Annotated in this window: 18 protein-coding genes and 1 riboswitch; of the genes, 6 read left to right on the forward strand and 12 right to left on the reverse strand. The window is 42.4% G+C overall.

Annotation, left to right across the window (positions count from 1 at the left end; all coding sequences use genetic code 11):
• Positions 1–32: 32 nt before the first annotated feature.
• Entirely contained in the window at positions 33–2,519 is a 2,487-nt protein-coding gene (gene recG / locus ACM0OY_RS24100; protein WP_414571353.1) for an ATP-dependent DNA helicase RecG, read from the forward strand.
• Positions 2,520–2,532: 13 nt separating this feature from the next.
• On the opposite strand, the gene ACM0OY_RS24105 is transcribed toward recG, so the two are convergent.
• Complete coding sequence (locus ACM0OY_RS24105) at positions 2,533–3,108, reverse strand: Uma2 family endonuclease (RefSeq protein WP_414571354.1); 576 nt, start codon at positions 3,106–3,108, stop codon at positions 2,533–2,535.
• Between the two features lie 175 nt (positions 3,109–3,283).
• On the opposite strand from ACM0OY_RS24105, the gene ACM0OY_RS24110 reads away from it, so the two are divergent.
• Positions 3,284–3,829, forward strand: coding sequence for a hypothetical protein (locus ACM0OY_RS24110; RefSeq protein ID WP_414571355.1), 546 nt, complete (start codon positions 3,284–3,286; stop codon positions 3,827–3,829).
• 8 nt (positions 3,830–3,837) lie between these two features.
• Here ACM0OY_RS24110 and ACM0OY_RS24115 read toward each other — a convergent pair whose 3' ends face one another.
• The gene (locus ACM0OY_RS24115) at positions 3,838–5,172 is read right to left on the reverse strand and encodes a cytochrome P450 (RefSeq protein ID WP_414571356.1); all 1,335 of its coding nucleotides are present in this window, start codon (positions 5,170–5,172) and stop codon (positions 3,838–3,840) included.
• 28 nt (positions 5,173–5,200) lie between these two features.
• On the opposite strand from ACM0OY_RS24115, the gene ACM0OY_RS24120 reads away from it, so the two are divergent.
• Positions 5,201–5,350: a hypothetical protein gene (locus tag ACM0OY_RS24120; RefSeq protein WP_414571357.1), complete on the forward strand. Its 150-nt coding sequence runs from the start codon at positions 5,201–5,203 to the stop codon at positions 5,348–5,350.
• Positions 5,351–5,357: 7 nt separating this feature from the next.
• On the opposite strand, the gene ACM0OY_RS24125 is transcribed toward ACM0OY_RS24120, so the two are convergent.
• The 4 genes from ACM0OY_RS24125 to ACM0OY_RS24140 form a co-directional block, all read right to left on the reverse strand.
• Positions 5,358–5,555, reverse strand: a complete 198-nt coding sequence (locus ACM0OY_RS24125) for a hypothetical protein (protein WP_414571358.1) — start codon at positions 5,553–5,555, stop codon at positions 5,358–5,360.
• A 121-nt stretch (positions 5,556–5,676) separates the two neighbouring features.
• Positions 5,677–6,948: a glycosyltransferase gene (locus ACM0OY_RS24130; protein ID WP_414571359.1), complete on the reverse strand. Its 1,272-nt coding sequence runs from the start codon at positions 6,946–6,948 to the stop codon at positions 5,677–5,679.
• Between the two features lie 161 nt (positions 6,949–7,109).
• A riboswitch (cyclic di-AMP (ydaO/yuaA leader) is annotated at positions 7,110–7,331 on the reverse strand.
• 126 nt (positions 7,332–7,457) lie between these two features.
• Positions 7,458–8,927: an ABC transporter ATP-binding protein gene (locus tag ACM0OY_RS24135; protein WP_414571360.1), complete on the reverse strand. Its 1,470-nt coding sequence runs from the start codon at positions 8,925–8,927 to the stop codon at positions 7,458–7,460.
• A gap of 270 nt (positions 8,928–9,197) precedes the next feature.
• Positions 9,198–10,244 (reverse strand): BMP family protein, encoded by a 1,047-nt coding sequence (locus ACM0OY_RS24140; protein WP_414571361.1) that lies wholly within the window; start codon positions 10,242–10,244, stop codon positions 9,198–9,200.
• A gap of 122 nt (positions 10,245–10,366) precedes the next feature.
• On the opposite strand from ACM0OY_RS24140, the gene ACM0OY_RS24145 reads away from it, so the two are divergent.
• Positions 10,367–10,573, forward strand: a complete 207-nt coding sequence (locus ACM0OY_RS24145; protein ID WP_414571362.1) for a glycogen debranching protein — start codon at positions 10,367–10,369, stop codon at positions 10,571–10,573.
• A gap of 285 nt (positions 10,574–10,858) precedes the next feature.
• On the opposite strand, the gene ACM0OY_RS24150 is transcribed toward ACM0OY_RS24145, so the two are convergent.
• Positions 10,859–11,359, reverse strand: a complete 501-nt coding sequence (locus ACM0OY_RS24150; protein WP_414571363.1) for a hypothetical protein — start codon at positions 11,357–11,359, stop codon at positions 10,859–10,861.
• A 541-nt stretch (positions 11,360–11,900) separates the two neighbouring features.
• Between ACM0OY_RS24150 and ACM0OY_RS24155 the strand changes: the two genes are divergently transcribed.
• Positions 11,901–12,461 (forward strand): methylmalonic aciduria and homocystinuria type D protein, encoded by a 561-nt coding sequence (locus ACM0OY_RS24155; protein WP_414571364.1) that lies wholly within the window; start codon positions 11,901–11,903, stop codon positions 12,459–12,461.
• A 238-nt stretch (positions 12,462–12,699) separates the two neighbouring features.
• On the forward strand, positions 12,700–13,647 hold the full coding sequence (locus ACM0OY_RS24160) for a heme-dependent oxidative N-demethylase family protein (protein ID WP_414571374.1): 948 nt from the start codon (positions 12,700–12,702) through the stop codon (positions 13,645–13,647).
• A 580-nt stretch (positions 13,648–14,227) separates the two neighbouring features.
• Here ACM0OY_RS24160 and ACM0OY_RS24165 read toward each other — a convergent pair.
• The 5 genes from ACM0OY_RS24165 to ACM0OY_RS24185 all read right to left on the reverse strand — a co-directional run.
• A complete protein-coding gene (locus tag ACM0OY_RS24165) occupies positions 14,228–15,037 on the reverse strand; it encodes a phytanoyl-CoA dioxygenase family protein (RefSeq protein WP_414571365.1) in 810 nt (269 codons plus the stop codon).
• A 268-nt stretch (positions 15,038–15,305) separates the two neighbouring features.
• The gene (locus ACM0OY_RS24170; RefSeq protein ID WP_414571366.1) at positions 15,306–15,692 is read right to left on the reverse strand and encodes a signal peptidase I; all 387 of its coding nucleotides are present in this window, start codon (positions 15,690–15,692) and stop codon (positions 15,306–15,308) included.
• Positions 15,682–16,764, reverse strand: coding sequence for a galactokinase (gene galK / locus ACM0OY_RS24175; protein WP_414571367.1), 1,083 nt, complete (start codon positions 16,762–16,764; stop codon positions 15,682–15,684). Before galK ends, ACM0OY_RS24170 begins: the two co-directional genes overlap by 11 nt.
• A gap of 5 nt (positions 16,765–16,769) precedes the next feature.
• Entirely contained in the window at positions 16,770–17,882 is a 1,113-nt protein-coding gene (locus tag ACM0OY_RS24180; protein ID WP_414571368.1) for a M24 family metallopeptidase, read from the reverse strand.
• Between the two features lie 114 nt (positions 17,883–17,996).
• Positions 17,997–18,250 (reverse strand): hypothetical protein (locus tag ACM0OY_RS24185; protein WP_414571369.1); only part of this gene is annotated, 254 nt, incomplete at its 5' end.

Below are 18,250 nucleotides of genomic sequence, written 5' to 3' on the forward strand. Positions count from 1 at the left end.
ACCAGTGACTAATGACTAATGACTAATAACTAATGAGTAATGAAAAACCAGATTGGATACGATTGCATAAAGCCTTGGCGGTAGAAGCCGAACATGGCTTCTCAGATTTGGTGGGCAGACAATACCGTTTCAGTGAATTTCTGAGCCTGACTTTGGGAAAATTTCCCGCAGGCTTACCTCAAACTGAACGCCGTCGTTGGCAAGGACTAGCGGTGCAATTTGCTAGTTATCCACATTTAGCACTGGAAGAAAGACAAAACTTAGTAGCAGAAACTCGTAGGTATCTTTACCAGCTACAGCAGGAGGAAGAGGGGGAGGAGGGGAGCAGGGGAGCAGGGGAGCAAGGGAGAATTTATCAATCCAAAACTCAAAATCTAGCAACTCCAATTGTTGCTGAAGTGAGTCGGAGGCTTGCTCCGAAAATTGAGCAAAAACTGAGTGATTTACCGGAAATAGGGTTTAAAAGAGCTGATAACTTAGCGCGTCTTGGTTTATACACTGTCCGCGATTTGCTTTTTTATTATCCCCGCGACCACATTGATTATGCGCGTCAGGTGAATATCCGTGAGTTACAAGCCGGTGAGACAGTGACAATAGTGGCGACGGTGAAGCGCTGCAACTGCTTTACTAGCCCCAAGAATCAGAAATTATCAATTTTAGAACTGCTAGTCAAAGATAATAGCGGTCAAATCAAAATTGGGCGTTTTTACGCAGGTACGCGCTTTAGTAGTCGCGGTTGGCAAGAAAGTTTAAAACGCCGCTATGCCGTAGGTAGTATTGTAGCGGCGTGTGGGTTGGTGAAAGAAAGTAAATACGGCTTGACGCTGGATAATCCAGAACTAGAGGTTTTGGCAAATCCAGGAGATCCGATTGAGTCGCTGAATATTGGACGCGTGGTGCCAATTTATGCATTGACCGAAGGAGTGGTGGCGAATTCAGTGCGACAAGCGGTAATTGCTGCTTTGCCCGCTGCGGCTCAACTCAAAGATCCTCTGCCAAGTGGTTTGCGGCAGAAGTATACTTTGATGGAATTGAAAGATGCGATCGCTAATATCCACTTTCCCAAAGACGGCGAAACTCTGCAAGTCGCCCGTCGTCGCCTAGTCTTTGACGAATTTTTCTACCTGCAACTCGGTTTACTGCAACGTCAACAACAAGCAAGGGCAATTCAAACCAGCGCTATCCTCGCGCCACGCGGTCAACTTATAGAAAAATTCTACGAAATACTGCCTTTTAAACTCACTAGCGCACAGCAACGAGTCATCAACGATATCCTCAACGACTTGCAAAAACCTGCACCAATGAATCGTTTGGTACAGGGCGATGTCGGTTCGGGTAAAACTGTTGTTGCTGTGCTAGCTATCCTCGCAGCAATTCAATCTGGCTACCAAGCCGCGTTGATGGCTCCTACAGAAGTTTTGGCAGAACAGCATTATCGCAAGTTAGTTAGTTGGTTTAACTTGCTGCATTTACCAGTGGAATTACTGACTGGTTCCACTAAAACTGCGAAACGCAGACAAATACATTCTCAGTTAGAAACAGGTGAATTACCGCTGTTAGTAGGAACTCATGCCTTGATTCAAGACCCTGTAAATTTCCAGAGATTAGGGTTAGTAGTGATTGATGAACAGCATCGCTTTGGGGTAGAACAACGGGCGCGTTTACAGCAAAAAGGTCAGCAACCCCATGTGTTAACTATGACAGCTACTCCGATTCCCCGAACTTTAGCACTAACGATACACGGGGATTTAGATGTTAGCCAAATTGATGAGTTACCACCAGGACGGCAAAAGATTCAAACAACAGTGCTATCAGGTCAGCAACGCAACCATGCCTACGACCTGATGCGTCGAGAAGTTGCCCAAGGAAGACAAGTTTATGTAGTTTTACCCTTGGTGGAAGAGTCAGAAAAATTAGATTTGCGATCGGCTGTGGATGAGCATCAAAAGTTACAGGAGAGTGTCTTTCCAGATTTTCAGGTGGGGCTGCTGCATGGTCGCATGAGTTCAGCCGAAAAGGACGAAGCGATTACTAAATTTCGTGACAACCAAACACAAATTTTAGTTTCGACTACTGTTGTTGAGGTAGGTGTAGATGTACCTAATGCTACAGTTATGCTCATTGAACATGCAGAGCGATTTGGGTTATCGCAACTGCACCAATTACGGGGGCGTGTTGGTCGTGGCGCGGCTCAGTCCTACTGTTTGTTAATGAGTAGTTCTAGGAGTCCTGATGCTCAACAAAGACTGAAGGTGTTGGAACAGTCTCAGGATGGCTTTTTCATTTCGGAAATGGATATGCGTTTTCGTGGCCCGGGGCAAGTATTGGGAACTCGTCAATCTGGAGTGCCAGATTTTACCTTAGCAAGTTTGCTTGAAGATGAAGAAGTTTTACTTTTAGCACGCCAAGCAGCCGAGAAAATCATAGAGATGGATGTTACTTTAGAGCGTTGGTATTTGATGAAAGAAGAGTTGAAATATCGGTATGAGCGGTTGATGGGTGGGGCGATTTTGACGTAAAAGAATACGGTATTTAATTCAAAATCTGTGCTAAATCCAACACAAAGCCAGGTAGGACATCCTCTCCTGATAAACTACTAGGCGAACGCAGAATCTCAACATCCTGTCCTGGGCGGTAAATTTCTACTCTTTGGTTTTGGGGATCGATTAGCCAACCCAAACGCACGCCATTGTTAATATATTCTCGCATCTTTTCTTGTACGCTTTTTAAGCTGTCTGAAGCAGAGCGTAATTCCACAGCAAAATCAGGAGCCATTGGTAGGAATCTGTCGGGGTCTGGATTTAAGGCTTCTAATCGCTGGCGACTCACCCAAGACGCATCAGGAGACCGATTTGCACCATTAGGAAGTTTGAAACCCGTTGAAGAGTCAAAAGCCAGCCCCGTACCATCAGCATCAGTCCAATTACCTAAGCGCTGTGTCAGTCTACTATTTCGATTTCCGCTTTCCCATCCAGTTGGCGGCATGATAATTAATTCTCCCTCTGCCGTGCGCTCAAGTCGCAAATCTCGATTATTCTGACACAGTTGGAAGAATTGCTCATCTGTTAATTCAATGGCAGGATATAAAGTAAGGATCAGGGCAGTCATATTTGCCTTTTAATTTTGCTATCTGTAGATTATGAAGTTATTTTCAGGAGTGTTGTCTCTATAAGTGTTTCTGATTCCAGATTTTGTGGTGATGGTGCAAGTTTCCTGACAAAACTTCATCAAAATCATTAAATTCAGCTAGGATTACAGCTTTTCAAACATTCTAAAAAAATTTATGCAAAATTGGCCTTCTTGGATTCCTACTCCCCGGTTTTGGGTGAATGCGATCGCTCTCATTCTACTAATAATTGGTTTACAACACGCGATCGCCTATCTGGGAATGATTCTTTTTATGCTGATTAATTTGCTACCCAAGTTTATTTTTGTCAAGTTAATCTATTTATTTACTTTGATAGCCCAACTGTGTCCCATCATAGTGGTGGCATTTGTTCACCATTGGCTACATGGGTTTTTAGATCGCTTCTTCCCAGAAAGTCGAGTAACGGAAACAGAATCAGCCCCAGGAATTTTTCCCAGTTTGCTCAGTTGGTGGGAAGGACTATATGGTTGGTCGGTGAATATTCTCTCAACGGTAATAGCATTTGGTATTTTAGGGCTTTTCTTACCATCTCCTGATTTATTTAATTTATTAACTTTATTTAAGAATGAAGTACCACATCTGCCGACAATCTCAATCTTCATTCAAGTAATTATCGCTGCCTATCTTTATCAATTTGAGTATTTAGTACATCAGCATTTGATAGCAGCAGCTAGACAATAAACTTCCAATCAAATTACTGTAATATATGCTTCTAGAGTGTCCTTAACTTTAGAAGCTTTACAATATGGAGTAATTTCAGAATAATCTGGTTTTACTGTCCAATCGTAATGGCGAAGCAGTGTAGAAAGCACGATTTTCATTTCCATTTGGGCAAATTCCATGCCTAAGCAACTATGGGAACCACCACCAAAACCGATTAGTCCAAAAGGATGTTTTTTATCTTCTTCACGAGGTGGTGCAAAGCGGTCGGGGTCGAAGCGATCGGGATCGGTGTAAAGTTCTGGTAGACGGTGAGTCAGCATTGGGGAAATTGTCACAAACCAACCAGCGGGAATGCGATAGCCTGCATATTCAATATCTTTGAGGACGCCACGATTATAGGCATACACTGGGGGATAAAGGCGTTCTGTTTCTTTGAGGACGTTGGTTAACTCTGGAAATTGTTTGAGGTGAGACAGAGTTAGGGGATTATTTCCCACAACTGCTAACTGTTCTTTACGTAATCGCTCTCGCCATTCTGGGCGATGACCTAATTCAAATATTACCCAACTCAGCAAAGAAGCTGTGGTTTCATGTCCAGCAAACAGCAGTAATAATGCTTCGTTGATTACCTGTGCTTGGCTCAATTTATTGCCGTCTTCATCAACAGCTGCTAGCAGTAATCCCAAAACATCTTTTGATTCTTCTAAATTACCATCTTCGATACGCTCTTGCATCGCTTGATTCAAAAAAGCTACTAATTTACTTCTGGCATTTTGACCACGACCATATAAAGTAAAAGGAACATTCCATTTGACTATTGCCAAACTACTATCGATTAATTGTGTAAACCAACGACTAGTTTGCTCTACTTCGCTTTCGTTTTGACTTCCCAAAAACAGGCGAGTAGCAACTCTTAGAGTTAACTGACGGAAACTAGAATTTAAAGAAATTGTTCCTCGTTCTCCCCAATTTTTAAGGAAGTCTTCTACTATCTTTTGAATTGTGTCGAAATATGTAGCGATCGCTTTTCCGTGAAATGCTGGATACATTAAGCGACGAGTAAGCCGATGTTCTTCCCCGTCTTGTAATAAAATATTGTTGCCAAATGTGGGTTCCAGGAAATACCAGCCGAGCCGCGATGACATATTTTCTGCTTGTTCTACCAGCACCAGGCGATTAGCATCAGGACCAATCAAATAAGCACGTTTACGTCCCAGCACCCTGGTCTTAAAAACTGAACCATACTGATGAAATCGTCGCCATATATAGAGTTCTAAATCGCGGAAGATTTCCAAAGTCTCGCCCAAGAAGGGCAAGCCATAAGTACCAGGTATTTCTTCGGCGGACTTTAGCGGCCTCATATTTGAATACCTCCAGCAGTAATTAGCTATGCTAATTAATTTTAAGAGGTGCGATCGCTATCATTACGAGCGAGTGAGATTTTTTAATCAGTTGATTTGTCTGCCTTTTGTAGGATGGACATTTTGTGCGCCTTTAGTTATGGGCACGCCAGACACCCACCCCACAAAAAGTAATTAGGTATTTTTTATGTTGCCTGTGTCACCGTCCAAGTAGAGTAAGCATCTTCCACAAATGTGCTTTGACGGCGAGTTCCTTGACGCTTAGTCATTCTAACTTTGAGGGTAGTTATGTAGACTCCATCCATTAACTGATGTCCATAACCTAAAACTTGACCAATCTGCCCTGTTTTTTGATGCAAAGCATAATCTCCAATATTTATCATGGTTTTAACTCCCTAATTAACTCCAGTTACAGCAGATTTCAAGAACCTTGAAGTACAACATCTAGGTCTGTTAGCTAGGCACACAGCCTACTCTCATTCAGAATTCTGAATTCTCCTCTTGTTAAGCTGCAATCCGGGGTCGGCTATTGGATGCGGTTTGAGTTAGCAGACGAGTATATAAGTGAGTTAGTCGAAATGCCACACTATACCAACTAAAGGCGATTTCTGTGCGTTGGCGAGCCGCTTCACCTAACTGGTCTCGCCAAGCTGCATCAGCAATAATGCGGTCTATGGCAGCAGCAAAAGCTACTTCATCTTTTGGCGGTGCAAGTAATCCTGTGACTTCTGGGACAACAGTAAATTGCAATCCCCCAACATTACTAGCTACCACTGGAGTTTTACTCGCCATTGCCTCGATGGCAACTAAACCAAAAGGTTCATAGTGGCTGGGCACTACGCAGACATCAGCAGTCGCATAGTAGAAGGGAAGGATAGTATCATCTAGGCGACCGGCAAAGGTTGTACAATTTTCTAGTCCGAGTTCAGTAACGATGTTGGCAATGCGATCGCGTTCGATGCCATCACTCTGACCAGGACGGCTACCACCGCCAATCACTAGCTGGAAGTTAGGCTCATCTCTGAAACTAGACTTGGCAACGGCTCTTACCAAGGTTTCTATTCCTTTGCGGCGGTCAAAGCGTCCAACATAGAGAACTATTTTGGCGTCTGGTGCAATTCCTAATTTCTCCCGCGCCACAGACCGCGGAATTTCCCCAAATTTGTCGATATCGGTGCCGCAAGGAATCATTTCAATATTTCCCTTGCTGGAAACGAGTACCCGCATATGCTTCTGCTCTTGCGGACTAGTTGCAACCACACAGTCTACAGTTTCCAAGCAGGCTTTTTCTACAGCTAATCGCTGGGCAGCAATTACAGGAATATCACCAATACTTCTGTATTTGACCGCTCCTAAAGAGTGGTAAGTGTGTACCTGAATCAGCGGTTGCTGCTTTTTCAATTCCATGCCAACCCAAGAAGACAACCAGTAGTTGGTATGAATTAGGGAGTAATGGAACCCTTGGTCTTGCTGGAATCGCTGGAATTCTCTGATGAATTCTGGTAGATAGTCGAATAAGTTATCTCGCCCGATAAATTCAGATGGACCGGCTTTTAACCGAATAGTACGACAGTTTGAACTATGTTGAACGATCGCAGCTTGTTCGGGACTGCTACGACGAGTGAACATATCCACTTGCCAACCAAGCTTTGCTAGTGCATAACCGACTTGACGCACATATACATTTTGACCTCCAGCCTCTTCTTGACCAATTTCAATAGCTGGGTCACCATCAACAGAAATTAGGGCAATGCGATGTTTCTTATTCTGGAACATGGTTGAACTTTACCTCAAGGTAAATAATCCTGCCTCAAAAGCCAGAAATCAAGGTAATATTATCCTCTCCTCAAGGCCGAGGGCAGGTACAACGAAGTGCAAAGTTACCAGCCAAAGGACACTGACGAGAACAGGGCATTACTTGTAAGAATGCTGCTCGTTCAGTCTCTTCTCAATGCCGACGAAGTTAGCTGACGGGCTAGGACTGAGAGATGTCCTTCTGGAAAAAGTTATGAATTATGAGTTATGAGTTATTTATTTAGTAACTTTTAACTCTTCACTCCTCACTTTCTGCAAGATACGCCCCAGAATTGGTTCCTCCGCTCCGGTTTACCGTTTACAAAAGTTTTCAGGTAATAAAGTGGATTAGGCAGACTGATTTAATTTTCTTAAGATTTTATAACGTGGGTTTATTAACTATGTCAAGTGTCATGAAGAAGAGGGACTGGGAGTATGCTTCCTTAGGAGTGAGGAGTGAGGAGTTATTCTCCTTGTCTCCCTCATTTTCCCTACTCCGCACTACCTCCAGCCATCAATAAACCAATTTGTTCTACGGTTGTGGTTTGTGCATCTAAAATATCCACAAACTCACCTCTGTAGATTACGGCAATGCGATCGCTCATGGCCATTACTTCTTCTAATTCTGTAGAAATATACAAAATTGCTGCGCCGCGATCGCACTCTTGCAATAATCGAGAATGTACTGCTTGTGTCGCCCCTACATCTAAGCCCCGCGTTGGTTGCATGGCGATAATTAAATCTGGTTTTTGTGCAAGTTCCCGCGCCAAGACTATTTTTTGTTGATTTCCCCCCGATAGCTGACTTACTTGCACATCTTCTGCTGTGGCGCGGATATCAAATTCTTGCATGGTAGATTTGGCATAATTGGCGATCGCTATTTTTTGTAATAACAAATAGCGGCAAAATGGCAGGGTTTTAAAAGTCCTCAAAATCAAATTTTGAGCAATAGTAAATTGCAATACTAAACCTGTTTTTTGCCTATCTTCTGGAATATATGCGATGCTTACTTCCCTTGTAAAAAATTCAATTTTCCCCTGTTTTGCACTTCGTAAAAGAGCAATTGCATCTGCTAATTCTCGTTGTCCATTTCCATCGACGCCAGCAATTCCGAAAATTTCTCCTGCGCGCAGTTGAAATGATATATTGCGTACAGCAGTCAAACCTCGTTCATCTTCAACTTGTAAATCCTGCACCGATAATATTATCTTTCCTGGTGATACTGGAGATTTATTTATTTGTAAAACAACTTCGCGTCCCACCATTAATTCTGCTAATTGTTGAGGTGTTGCTGCTTGAGTTGTTGTAGTTGCTACTACCTTTCCTTGTCGCAATACTGTTACTGTATCGCAGAGATTTATCACCTCTTCTAATTTGTGGCTAATAAAAATAATTGTCTTACCAGCAGATGCAAGTTGACGCAAGATACTAATTAATGATGTTACTTCCGGCGGTGTTAAAACTGCTGTTGGTTCATCGAGAATCAATAATTTTGCTTGACGGTAGAGGACTTTGAGAATTTCTACTCGCTGTTGTGCCCCTACCGATAAATTTTCTACCTTAGCAGTAGGGTCAATCGCTAATCCGTAACTTTGGGATAATGCAGCAATTTCTTGTTGCTTTTGACGTAGATTTAGACGCCAATTTTTATTTTTTCCCAAAATAATATTTTCTGTGACAGTCAACTGTGGTATCAGCATGAAGTGTTGGTAAATCATACCAATACCCAGTTTAATAGCCTCATGAGACGAAGTAATTTTTACTGGTTGTTCTTTGAGATAAATTTGACCAGCATCAGGTTGATAAAGACCACTAATAATATTCATCAAAGTAGTCTTACCTGCTCCATTTTCTCCTAGAATTGCATGGATTGTCCCAGCTTCAATACTCAGATTTATGTTATCATTTGCAATAAATGAACCAAAGAATTTAGTGATTTTTTCTAAGCGTAAATATGTCATTTGCAGCGATTTTAAAAGGAATATATAGAGCCGGGGCGAATAGAATTCGCGGCTACACAGGCAAAGTCCGCCTCCGCGGACTAAGATAAAATTAAGAAAAGTATTGGGCGAATATAATTCGCTACTACACAACTAAAGTCCACCTCCGTGGACTAATGAAAAAGAAAGGTTTTTAACCCACGTTCGCCCTTGGCGTTCCCACAGGATAGGTGGGTTTTGTCTGTGTAGCCGCGACTTCTAGTCGCCCAGGCGAGTAACTATTTAAAGTCGTTATTTTTTTACACAACGGGTATCTTTACCACCTTGTTTGCAGTTTTCAAAAGTAATTTTTTTATCTACAATTTCTTGTTTGATATTCAACGCCTTTTGTTTGAGTGCTTCTGGTACTGTTGCTCCAAATTTTCCTAAAAATAAAATATCTGGTTTTTCTAGTCCAATTGTATATATTTGTCCTTTAAGTTGTTTTTGTTTTGCGAGTTCTGCTATGTAGGCAATGGCTATATCTAATCGTTTGACGGCACTAGTTAAAACTGCTTTTGGGGCAACATCCAACTGGTCTTGAGTATTACCAAAGGCATAGACTCCTTTATCACTGGCAGTTTGTAATACTGCGGCGGAGGCACTATCTAACCATTGATAAATTACGTCTACTCCTGTGGAAATTAAAGCTAGAGTGGCTTCCTTTCCTTTAGCAACATCATTCCAATCTCCTGTAAACGTAGAAGTAATCTGAATATTTGGTTTGACAGATTTTGCTCCTAATTCAAATCCCCGCAATTCTTGTTGAGTGGCTTCAAATTCCTGTCCGGCAATATAAGCTAATTTGTTGGATTTAGTTAAAGAAGCACCGATAATGCCACACAAATAACTACCTTGTAGGTGGTCTATTCGTAAAGCGGCAATGTTATCACCTTTGATAGAACCATTAACAGCTACAAAGAATGTGTTGGGAAACTGTGAAGCAACTTGTTCTACCGCTGCATCAAATTGTCCGCCGTGGGCAAATACTACACTGTAGCCTTTACGAGCAAAATCTGTTAAAGTTTCTGTTTGATCTGCTTGTACTACTTGTTCGACATAGGCAATGTCTCCACCCAGCTTTTGTTTCGCCAGATTTACACCTTCATAACCAGATTGATTCCAGGCTTTATCGGTGATGACTCCAGGGAGAGCGATCGCTATTTTAAATCCTTCCCCACCACTCGCGTTACTTTGTGTTGTAGTTTGGTTATTGCTACTGCAAGCTTTTAGCATTAGGCTGCTAGCAAAAACTGCTGAACCATAAATCAACTCACGCCTACCAAAGTTTACCGCCATAAACTAGTCCTTAAATTGATATTTTTTTTAGTAACAACATATATACATTAAAACTCGGAGAACATTTAGTATTTTAAAATGATCAATAGCTTTTTTGACTAGAGTTTTTGAGGGAATACTTTATGGCTATTTGGGTAAATGAGCAAATAGATCCGTCTGGGATGATTCATGCCTGTATTGCTTCTTGTAACGAATCTCAAGCCAAAGATTGTCATCATTCCTTTGAGAATAATTTGACCGAGACGCAAAAGGCAGCAGGTTGGGTAGCGCGATTACGCACAGTCGATTCTTGGGATGAAGTTCCTGTCAATTCTTTAAAACTCAATTAACAACGAAGAATTCACAGAGAACTCTGAGCGATTCCCGCAGAACAGAAGTTCGGAGAGTCACAATTGCTGAATTCAGAATTACAATAGGCTCTATGCCTAGCTACCAGACCTAAATGGTGTACTTCATTAACTTGAAATCTGCTGTAATTCAGAGTTGAATTCTGTGTGATTGGCGGATAGTATATGAAGAAATATAAATTTAATGTAGGTGTGTTGTCGCGCAGGGCAACGCACCTTAAATTGTTGATGGTGTGTTATTCCATTTCACCAAAATCTAGGCATTGATTAGCGGATGACTTCTAAATCTACAGACGAACACTGCAAATTATAATCACAAGTAAAAACGAACAATGTACCATCAGGACGGATTTGAAATAAAAAATTATCCGCACTGTAAGTTGGATGTTGAATGGTAGTGCCAGCATAAACAGGATTAGAACCTAACAAAATCAGTCCTTTGGATGAGGACTTCAGACTCATAGTTTGCTCGACAGCAACAGTCTTGCGTGGTTGAGGATCGAAATACTGGGTTTTCATGCTGCCATAATATCCTTGCATAGTCAGAATACTCTCATGAACTATTCCACTCACACTGTGCTGTAATTTCCACGTTCCGTAAATAGGAGAATTAGCTTCTGTGAGTTGGGCGATAGTGAATGATGAAGACTGAGAATTTAAGTTTACAGGTGGGGTGACAGAAGGTTTATAACCATATACTGGGTTAATGGCAGAAATAGCGATCGCCAATGTTAAACTTCCCATTGTCACAGTACGTTGGAAATTCATAATTTGTTCTCTGTATTAGTGAATTGCAACTAAGATGATGCAAGTGTAAAATTTATCCTTGCGTCGGCAAATATATAAGTATGCAATCTTGATTACAGAAAACTGCATCGCCAGTATCCTTATTAATAACTTGGCAAAAATTCTACTTTCAGAAGTTTATAGTGTGGTTGGCTGACTGCCGATATCGGACGTTAACGAAAGAAACACTAAAATATACACTTATTTTAAACTGATTAGTTGTTGCCTAGCGCTAGCGAACTTGCGAGGGTCAGCCGTTTACCCAGGTCTTTGTTTTGCTGCTCAATTGATCAATTATGCTGTATTTTTTGAAATTTTGATTGACCATATTTCAAAAGCCAACAGAGCAAATCCTATTAAACAGGTTAATAAAGCATAAAAATCAGATTAAAATTATCAAATTATTAACAACTACTTTCCAGAAAACTAATATATTATAGAAATTTGATGATTTTTTGCAACTATTAAGAGTTATCATCGATACCGTAGATTAAATTAAAAAACTTGCAAAAACCGAATCAATTTGGTGAACTATCCCAGGGTTTACACTTCGGAGCAAGGCTATCCCATTAATTTAGTTGGCGAAACGGGACAAGCGGTTCAAATTTCAATTCATCCACCCAGTCAATATATCTGTGCCAACTGCGAACGGATATTACCAGATTGGAAACAGCAGACATTTTTGCGAGTAGTGATTGTCTTACAGCAATCGCGTTATCAACTAGTGGAAAAGACCGCCGAAATAGAAACAGAGAAAGAACGCTTGCGAGAAAAGTTTATGACATTTGGCTGCGACTTGGCATTTAATCTGCGCGACCGCGGTTATTTAACTGACCTCATCGACCCTCGTACAGGTTATCCTTTATTATCCCATCCCGGAGCAATTCCCCACGACGACACAGCAGCTGTTCAAGCTTTACTCAACTATCCAGTGATAAAAAATCAATGCCGTATGTTAATTCATCCCGAATGGGGTGCAGGAGTTTATCCTAGCATCTTGATCTCAGAAGCTCCGCCAATTGTAATTGAATGGGTTACTAAAGGTATAGCTGTTATGCATGGCTGGAAGGAAATTGATTATTAGTCATTGGTCATTGGTAGAGACGCGATGAATCGCGTCTGTACAATAGTCATTGGTAGAGACGCGATGAATGGCGTCTGTACAATAGTCATTGGTTATTAGTTATTCTCCCCATCTCTTCTATATTGGAAATGAAAATAATAAAAAACAAGCATCTATAGAATCTGTGTCTCTAAACAACTTGTTCCAAGAAGTTAGGACAGTGGAAGCTGCTGAGAATGCGGCTTGCTACTTTCCCCTGATGAGTGGACGCTACGAAGTTAAGCCAGGGATGATGCCTTTTGGCTGCTGTTTGGGTAACACTCAGGTTGATGAGCAGGTATTTCAAATTGATGATAATTTTACCCAGTACCGTCAAGCTAAACTTTTAGCTCGTGAGGAACGCTTGAGCAAGTATTACCAAACCTGCAATTATTCTAAAGCTGCGGCAAGTGCGATCGCTCGTTTAATAATTAATCGCCTCACCCAAGAACATCCAGAACATTTTAATTGCCAAAAGTCAATAGATAACACCCTAAAATTTCATAGCCAACTCACCAAAGAAACACTCTGTTTAGATGCACAGTTGCAGTTACAACAAGTTCAAGGTAACCGAGTTGTTCCAGCTTACGCTTCTACTCTTGATGCTTTAGCAGCACAGGTACAGGAAGACCTAGCAATTATTTGTCGTTCTGCTGATGGTAGCAACTGGTTGAGTGCAGTTCATCTGTGCTATCCCAACCACTGGTCAGCCGAAGAGAAAATTGGTGGCGATTTTGCCAAAATCCATGCACCAGTGGCGGGTATGGAAAAAATAAATCGGCGAGGGAAGGCGATCGCTAATACAATGATTACCCAGAAACCAATGGTGCGCTTTGCTTGGGGTTTGAGTACCGATACCCGCCTCAACCATCATCCCGAACCACCGCCTGGTGTGTCAGTTAGCCAATGGCAAGGTAGAAAGTTTGATTTGCAAGATCCCAGGCTTTATCTGCGAATTGAGCGACAGGTAATTTGGGGAATACCAGAGTGTGAAGCCGCACTGTTTACTATTCGTACTTACTTTAGAGATTGTGCTGTAGTTAAAAAACATTCAATATTAAATGCTAAACTTTATGCTGCAATTGAGTCGATGACGCCAGAAGCTTTAGCATATAAGGGCTTGGTAGAAAGTAAAGTTAGTATTTTACAGTGGCTACAGGATATTTAATGTATAAAATATTAGGTGATACCAATTTCAACAAAGAATGCGACAAATAGACCATCTGTAGAGACGCGATTCATGAGCCAGCGCGTTGCGTATTTTCGGCAGTCCCTTCAAGTCGGGAAACCCGCCCACACGGCTGCCTCCCCGTTGTAGCGACTGGCGTCGCGTCTTCACCCAAGGATGTGTTGCAATAATTACAGGACTTACGCACTGAAGCTTGAAACCCTGATCCCCCCTAACCCCCCTTGAAAAGCAGGGCTGTTTCATTCCCTAAATAGCCTGAAAAATCAAGGGTTATAGCAATTAAAGATTGATTATTTTGTTACCAACGTGCCGATAAAATGAACAATTTTACTGTTGTTTAAGTGCTTAAAAGTTCATCTGGTCGTCACTCTCACTTACAATTTTTCTCGCTGACCATCTTGACAAATTGTGTTTGAAATGAAATGAAACAGCCCTGCATTTTTAAGGGGGGTTAGGGGGGGATCGAAAATCTAGGTGGTACATCAACAAATGTTCAAATGCTTATCAGGCTGGGCTTTAACGTTAAGTTGACACCTATGACAGCTGTGCGCCCCTACTCCTAGTACTTGAAATTTACGTATGTTTCAACTTTTTCTTGAGGCAACTGTTCAACTACCTGACACCGCAGCATTTGTTGTATATGCACTGGTAGGCTTTCATAGTAGTCTCGTTGGAGAGTTAATTCTACCTTTGGCGTGTGTAACCAATGCATCGCATAGCCCATGACTACCATCGGTCTTGGCTGATTCGTCCGATTTGGGGAACCCCGATGCAGCGCTAAAGGCGATCGCACCATCACGTCACCAGGCTGCATATAAAAAGATTCCATCGGAATTTCACCACTGGCAACCTTTTCTAATCCTTCTTCACGCGGTAACACATGAGTACCACGTGCCATTTGAAACGGGCCGTTGTCTGCGGTTACTTCCACAAGGGGGAAGTTGACTGCTAAGGCGTAGAGTGGCGTTACTATGCGATCGCTAAACAGTGGACGAAAATCGCGATGGATTTCCTGATAATCCGAACCCTGAAATGGGACATCAACTCCCAACTGAACCATTACGTATTCTTGGAAAAACACGCGCTTTAGGACACCCATAATCACTGGGTTGGCAAAAACTAATTCATTAGCAAATGGGTAAATCCAAGGTAATGTCAGATAGTAGCGGGAAACTTCACGGGGAGCAAGTCCACCTGGTTGATTTTGACGCTCTCTAAATAACTTTTCAAAAGCTTGTGCCCACTCGTCAATTAATTTTTGCTCAAAAAGACTCGGAATGACACAAATTCCGTCTTGATTCAGTTCTTGAGCGAATCGGTCTAGGTCGGTAGCTGAATATTTCGCTATACCGCCTATACTTTGAACCATCTTTGTTATCCTCTTCAACTTATAACTAGAGGCGTATTAATATCAGTCCTCTAGGAGATTTTTTTATTGCTTGTCGATAGTAACGCACTATTTTCCAAATTAGTTGCTTATACGAATTCCTTGTAACAAATAATTAAAATTATTTATGGTCGTTGAACCATAGTTTATGACATAAACTGAGCGTAAAACACAGAGAAAAACAGACCTTCAAGCCTATTGCCTATTACCTATTGCCTGCTCCCTACTATATGTCCAATTACTTAACAAACTAACTCTTTGACACTCCAGGCAATTCAACACTATCACCTGGCTTTGAAGGCCATCTGACAGTCAGAATAGTGCAGTCGGATTCAGCAACCCACCAATGGGGAACGCCTGCACACCAAAGAACGTAATCACCTTCACAAGTTAATAAAATTTCTCTATCTTCAAATTGCAGCCGAAATTCTCCGTCAATGAGAATTGAAAGCGTAGCAGCTTGGTTATTTACTGCCCAATCAGTTCTGCTCTCACCTGCTTTGTGAACAGCCCATTTTACTTCTAAGATTTCAGTGGAACGCGGATCGTCTTCAGGGGTGATAAAGTGACCCATGAACCATCCCCAACGATTTACACCTTCAACGGCTGCGTTTCCATAAACAACTTTAGGCTGCATCACTTAACTCCAGAGAAGGAACCAAAATTTGTCCGTTGTAACCTGCTTGGTTGTATTGTTCAAGGATATGGCCTGCAATACTTCTGGCTTCACCAGCCGCAACCAAAGCTACACAAGCACCACCAAAACCAGCACCTGTGAGTCTTGCACCAAACACTCCCGGAGTTTTTTGTAACAGTTCTACTAGAGTATCTAATGCAGGTACAGAGACTTCGTAATCGTCTCTTAAACTGGCGTGTGATGCGTTCATTAATTCGCCAAAGCGCACAGATGATACTCCCTGCAATACTTCCAAGACGCGGTTATTTTCTGTAACTACATGACGGGCACGCCGCCGCAGAGGTTCGGGTAGTTTTTCTGTTACGTCAACATCTGTAATATCTCGCAGTGCCTTAACTCCTAGCGATCGCGCCGCTTCTTCACACTCAGCCCGCCGTTGGTTATAACCACTACTTGCAAGGGTACGGGGTACACCGCTATCAATCACCAAAATCTCGGCTTTGTTAGGCAAAGGCATCACACGGCGTTCTAAAGTACGAGTATCTAAAAACAAGATATGCTCAGTATCAGCCAAACTAGAAGCCATCTGATCCATGATGCCGCATTGCACGCCAGCATAGTGAATTTCTGCTTGCTGTGCGAGTTGGGCGATTTCAACATCATCAATGGGAAGATTTAGAAGTTGGCGTGCTGCCCGCAGCGTTGCCACTTCCAAAGCTGCGCTGCTAGACAAACCGGAACCCATAGGAACCGATGATGTAACATACACACAAAGCGATGGTATGCTGTATCCTGATTTTTGCAAAACCTCAAGACAGCCAAAAATATAACTGGCAAATCCAGACGGTGTATAGTTGATATCTAAAATGGTCACTTGCTCGTTGAGATTTTCCGAGTAAAAGTGATGTTGGCGGTCGCTACTAAAACCCATCTGTAGCGTCGTAGATTGAGGAATCGCCGTTGGCATAACGAAGCCATCGTTGTAATCTGTATGTTCGCCTAGTAAATTTACTCTTCCTGGGGCAGTGGCTTGAGTTTCAGGTGGTTTACCAAATATTTGTTGAAAATCCATAATTTTTAATTGTACAAAGGTACAGGGCGTAACCTTCCTTCTACTTCAACACTAGGAAAATTTGCATCAAAAGTCAGATTTTCCAACTTTCCATCTTTGAGAATCACAAAAGTATCTTCAACCTTTGCCCCTGGTAAACTGGGATTCCAAGCAAGAGCAATGCCTTCTGTCAAAGTATCAGTAGTAGTTGGATTGGCAACGATTTCTCGCGCTAAATATCCAGTGGTTCCTCCTTGGTGATGTTCGCGGATGGCATTGGGAAATCCATGCTGATCGTAAGTCTGAGCTAGCGCGTGATAAGCTTTGTCAAGAGTGGTTCCGGGTTGGGACAAATTCAAAATTACTGCTTCAATTTCACGCACATGGCGATGCAATTCGGCTTGTTCACCTGAAAGCTGACCAAAACAAACAAACCGAGTCAGATTTGCATACAAACCGTAACCTCTAGCACAAAACACCAACATCGCTTGCCGTCCAATCTGTTCTCCGGTAGCTGTAGCATGACGGTATAGTGGTAAACGCCTTTCGCCTGCTACCAGTGTCAGCGCTGGATGCAACCCTTTGGCCCATAAGGCTTCTGCACCTGCACCCGCTAATTGATATTCCGTCCAAGTTGGCTTGGCGGCTTTGAGTACCTCTGTCATTGCAAGGCTAGCTTTTTGCCCGACTTGGCGATATCGTTCTAACTCGCTTGACATCATTACCCGTTTATGGATTTGTAGAGTTGGGGGTAATGGCTTTTCTAAATTGGAGATGGGGCGTTCGCGCTTCGCGTTGTCGCAGACATCGCTAATTGTTTTTCCTCCGCCAGTTACATCACGAACGAAAGACTCACGGACAGCATAATCAGCCCAAGGGTTCACATATACCTTAAAATTAGCAGGCAGTTCTTCATTAACAAGACGCTGCGCTTCAATTTCATCTGTCAATACCCAAGCCTCGTCAGTAGTCACTAATACTTCTGCTACGCCAGTTTCCGCAGTCAGCAGCACGGTGTTAGAAGCACCAGCTGTCGCCCAGGCAAACCAGTCTGTACCGCGCAAGCGCACCCCTTGGGCTTCGTTTTCACGCAAGGTTTCCCTGATTAGCTCCAACTTCTTAGAGACTTCTTCATTCATAGGAAAAACTATAGATAGATACAGATAATTATCAAGTTAATCTACGTCTGTCTGCGTCTGTCTGAGGTTGGTATTCAAAATAGTAGAGTAGCGATCGCAATTACCTCCCATTACTCAAGAATCTTGATATAGCAGTGTATCAATTGTCCTTGCAAGAGCTTTTGTCTGCCCTGTAAGAGTTTCTGCCTTGACGTTTGAGTATATCGCGCAGGCTGTAAGAGTTTCTGTCGTCCCTGCAAGAGTTTTCGCTTTCCCTGTAAGAGCTTCCGCCTTGACGTTTAAGTATATCGCGCAGCCTGCAAGAGCTTCCGCCTTCCCTGTAAGAGCTTCCGCCTTGACGTTTAAGTATATCGCGCAGCCTGCAAGAG

It is taken from the genome of Nostoc sp. CCY 9925, assembly GCF_963920935.1.
Lineage (GTDB): Bacteria > Cyanobacteriota > Cyanobacteriia > Cyanobacteriales > Nostocaceae > Nostoc.

What these genes read in the sequence shown, in the direction of transcription:
- recG (WP_414571353.1), top strand. Translation starts at nt 33, where the DNA reads ATGAGTAATGAAAAACCAGATTGGATACGATTGCATAAAGCCTTGGCG.
- ACM0OY_RS24105 (WP_414571354.1), bottom strand. Translation starts at nt 3,108, where the DNA reads ATGACTGCCCTGATCCTTACTTTATATCCTGCCATTGAATTAACAGAT.
- ACM0OY_RS24110 (WP_414571355.1), top strand. Translation starts at nt 3,284, where the DNA reads ATGCAAAATTGGCCTTCTTGGATTCCTACTCCCCGGTTTTGGGTGAAT.
- ACM0OY_RS24115 (WP_414571356.1), bottom strand. Translation starts at nt 5,172, where the DNA reads ATGAGGCCGCTAAAGTCCGCCGAAGAAATACCTGGTACTTATGGCTTG.
- ACM0OY_RS24120 (WP_414571357.1), top strand. Translation starts at nt 5,201, where the DNA reads ATGCTAATTAATTTTAAGAGGTGCGATCGCTATCATTACGAGCGAGTG.
- ACM0OY_RS24125 (WP_414571358.1), bottom strand. Translation starts at nt 5,555, where the DNA reads ATGATAAATATTGGAGATTATGCTTTGCATCAAAAAACAGGGCAGATT.
- ACM0OY_RS24130 (WP_414571359.1), bottom strand. Translation starts at nt 6,948, where the DNA reads ATGTTCCAGAATAAGAAACATCGCATTGCCCTAATTTCTGTTGATGGT.
- ACM0OY_RS24135 (WP_414571360.1), bottom strand. Translation starts at nt 8,927, where the DNA reads ATGACATATTTACGCTTAGAAAAAATCACTAAATTCTTTGGTTCATTT.
- ACM0OY_RS24140 (WP_414571361.1), bottom strand. Translation starts at nt 10,244, where the DNA reads ATGGCGGTAAACTTTGGTAGGCGTGAGTTGATTTATGGTTCAGCAGTT.
- ACM0OY_RS24145 (WP_414571362.1), top strand. Translation starts at nt 10,367, where the DNA reads ATGGCTATTTGGGTAAATGAGCAAATAGATCCGTCTGGGATGATTCAT.
- ACM0OY_RS24150 (WP_414571363.1), bottom strand. Translation starts at nt 11,359, where the DNA reads ATGAATTTCCAACGTACTGTGACAATGGGAAGTTTAACATTGGCGATC.
- ACM0OY_RS24160 (WP_414571374.1), top strand. Translation starts at nt 12,700, where the DNA reads ATGAGTGGACGCTACGAAGTTAAGCCAGGGATGATGCCTTTTGGCTGC.
- ACM0OY_RS24165 (WP_414571365.1), bottom strand. Translation starts at nt 15,037, where the DNA reads ATGGTTCAAAGTATAGGCGGTATAGCGAAATATTCAGCTACCGACCTA.
- ACM0OY_RS24170 (WP_414571366.1), bottom strand. Translation starts at nt 15,692, where the DNA reads ATGCAGCCTAAAGTTGTTTATGGAAACGCAGCCGTTGAAGGTGTAAAT.
- galK (WP_414571367.1), bottom strand. Translation starts at nt 16,764, where the DNA reads ATGGATTTTCAACAAATATTTGGTAAACCACCTGAAACTCAAGCCACT.
- ACM0OY_RS24180 (WP_414571368.1), bottom strand. Translation starts at nt 17,882, where the DNA reads ATGAATGAAGAAGTCTCTAAGAAGTTGGAGCTAATCAGGGAAACCTTG.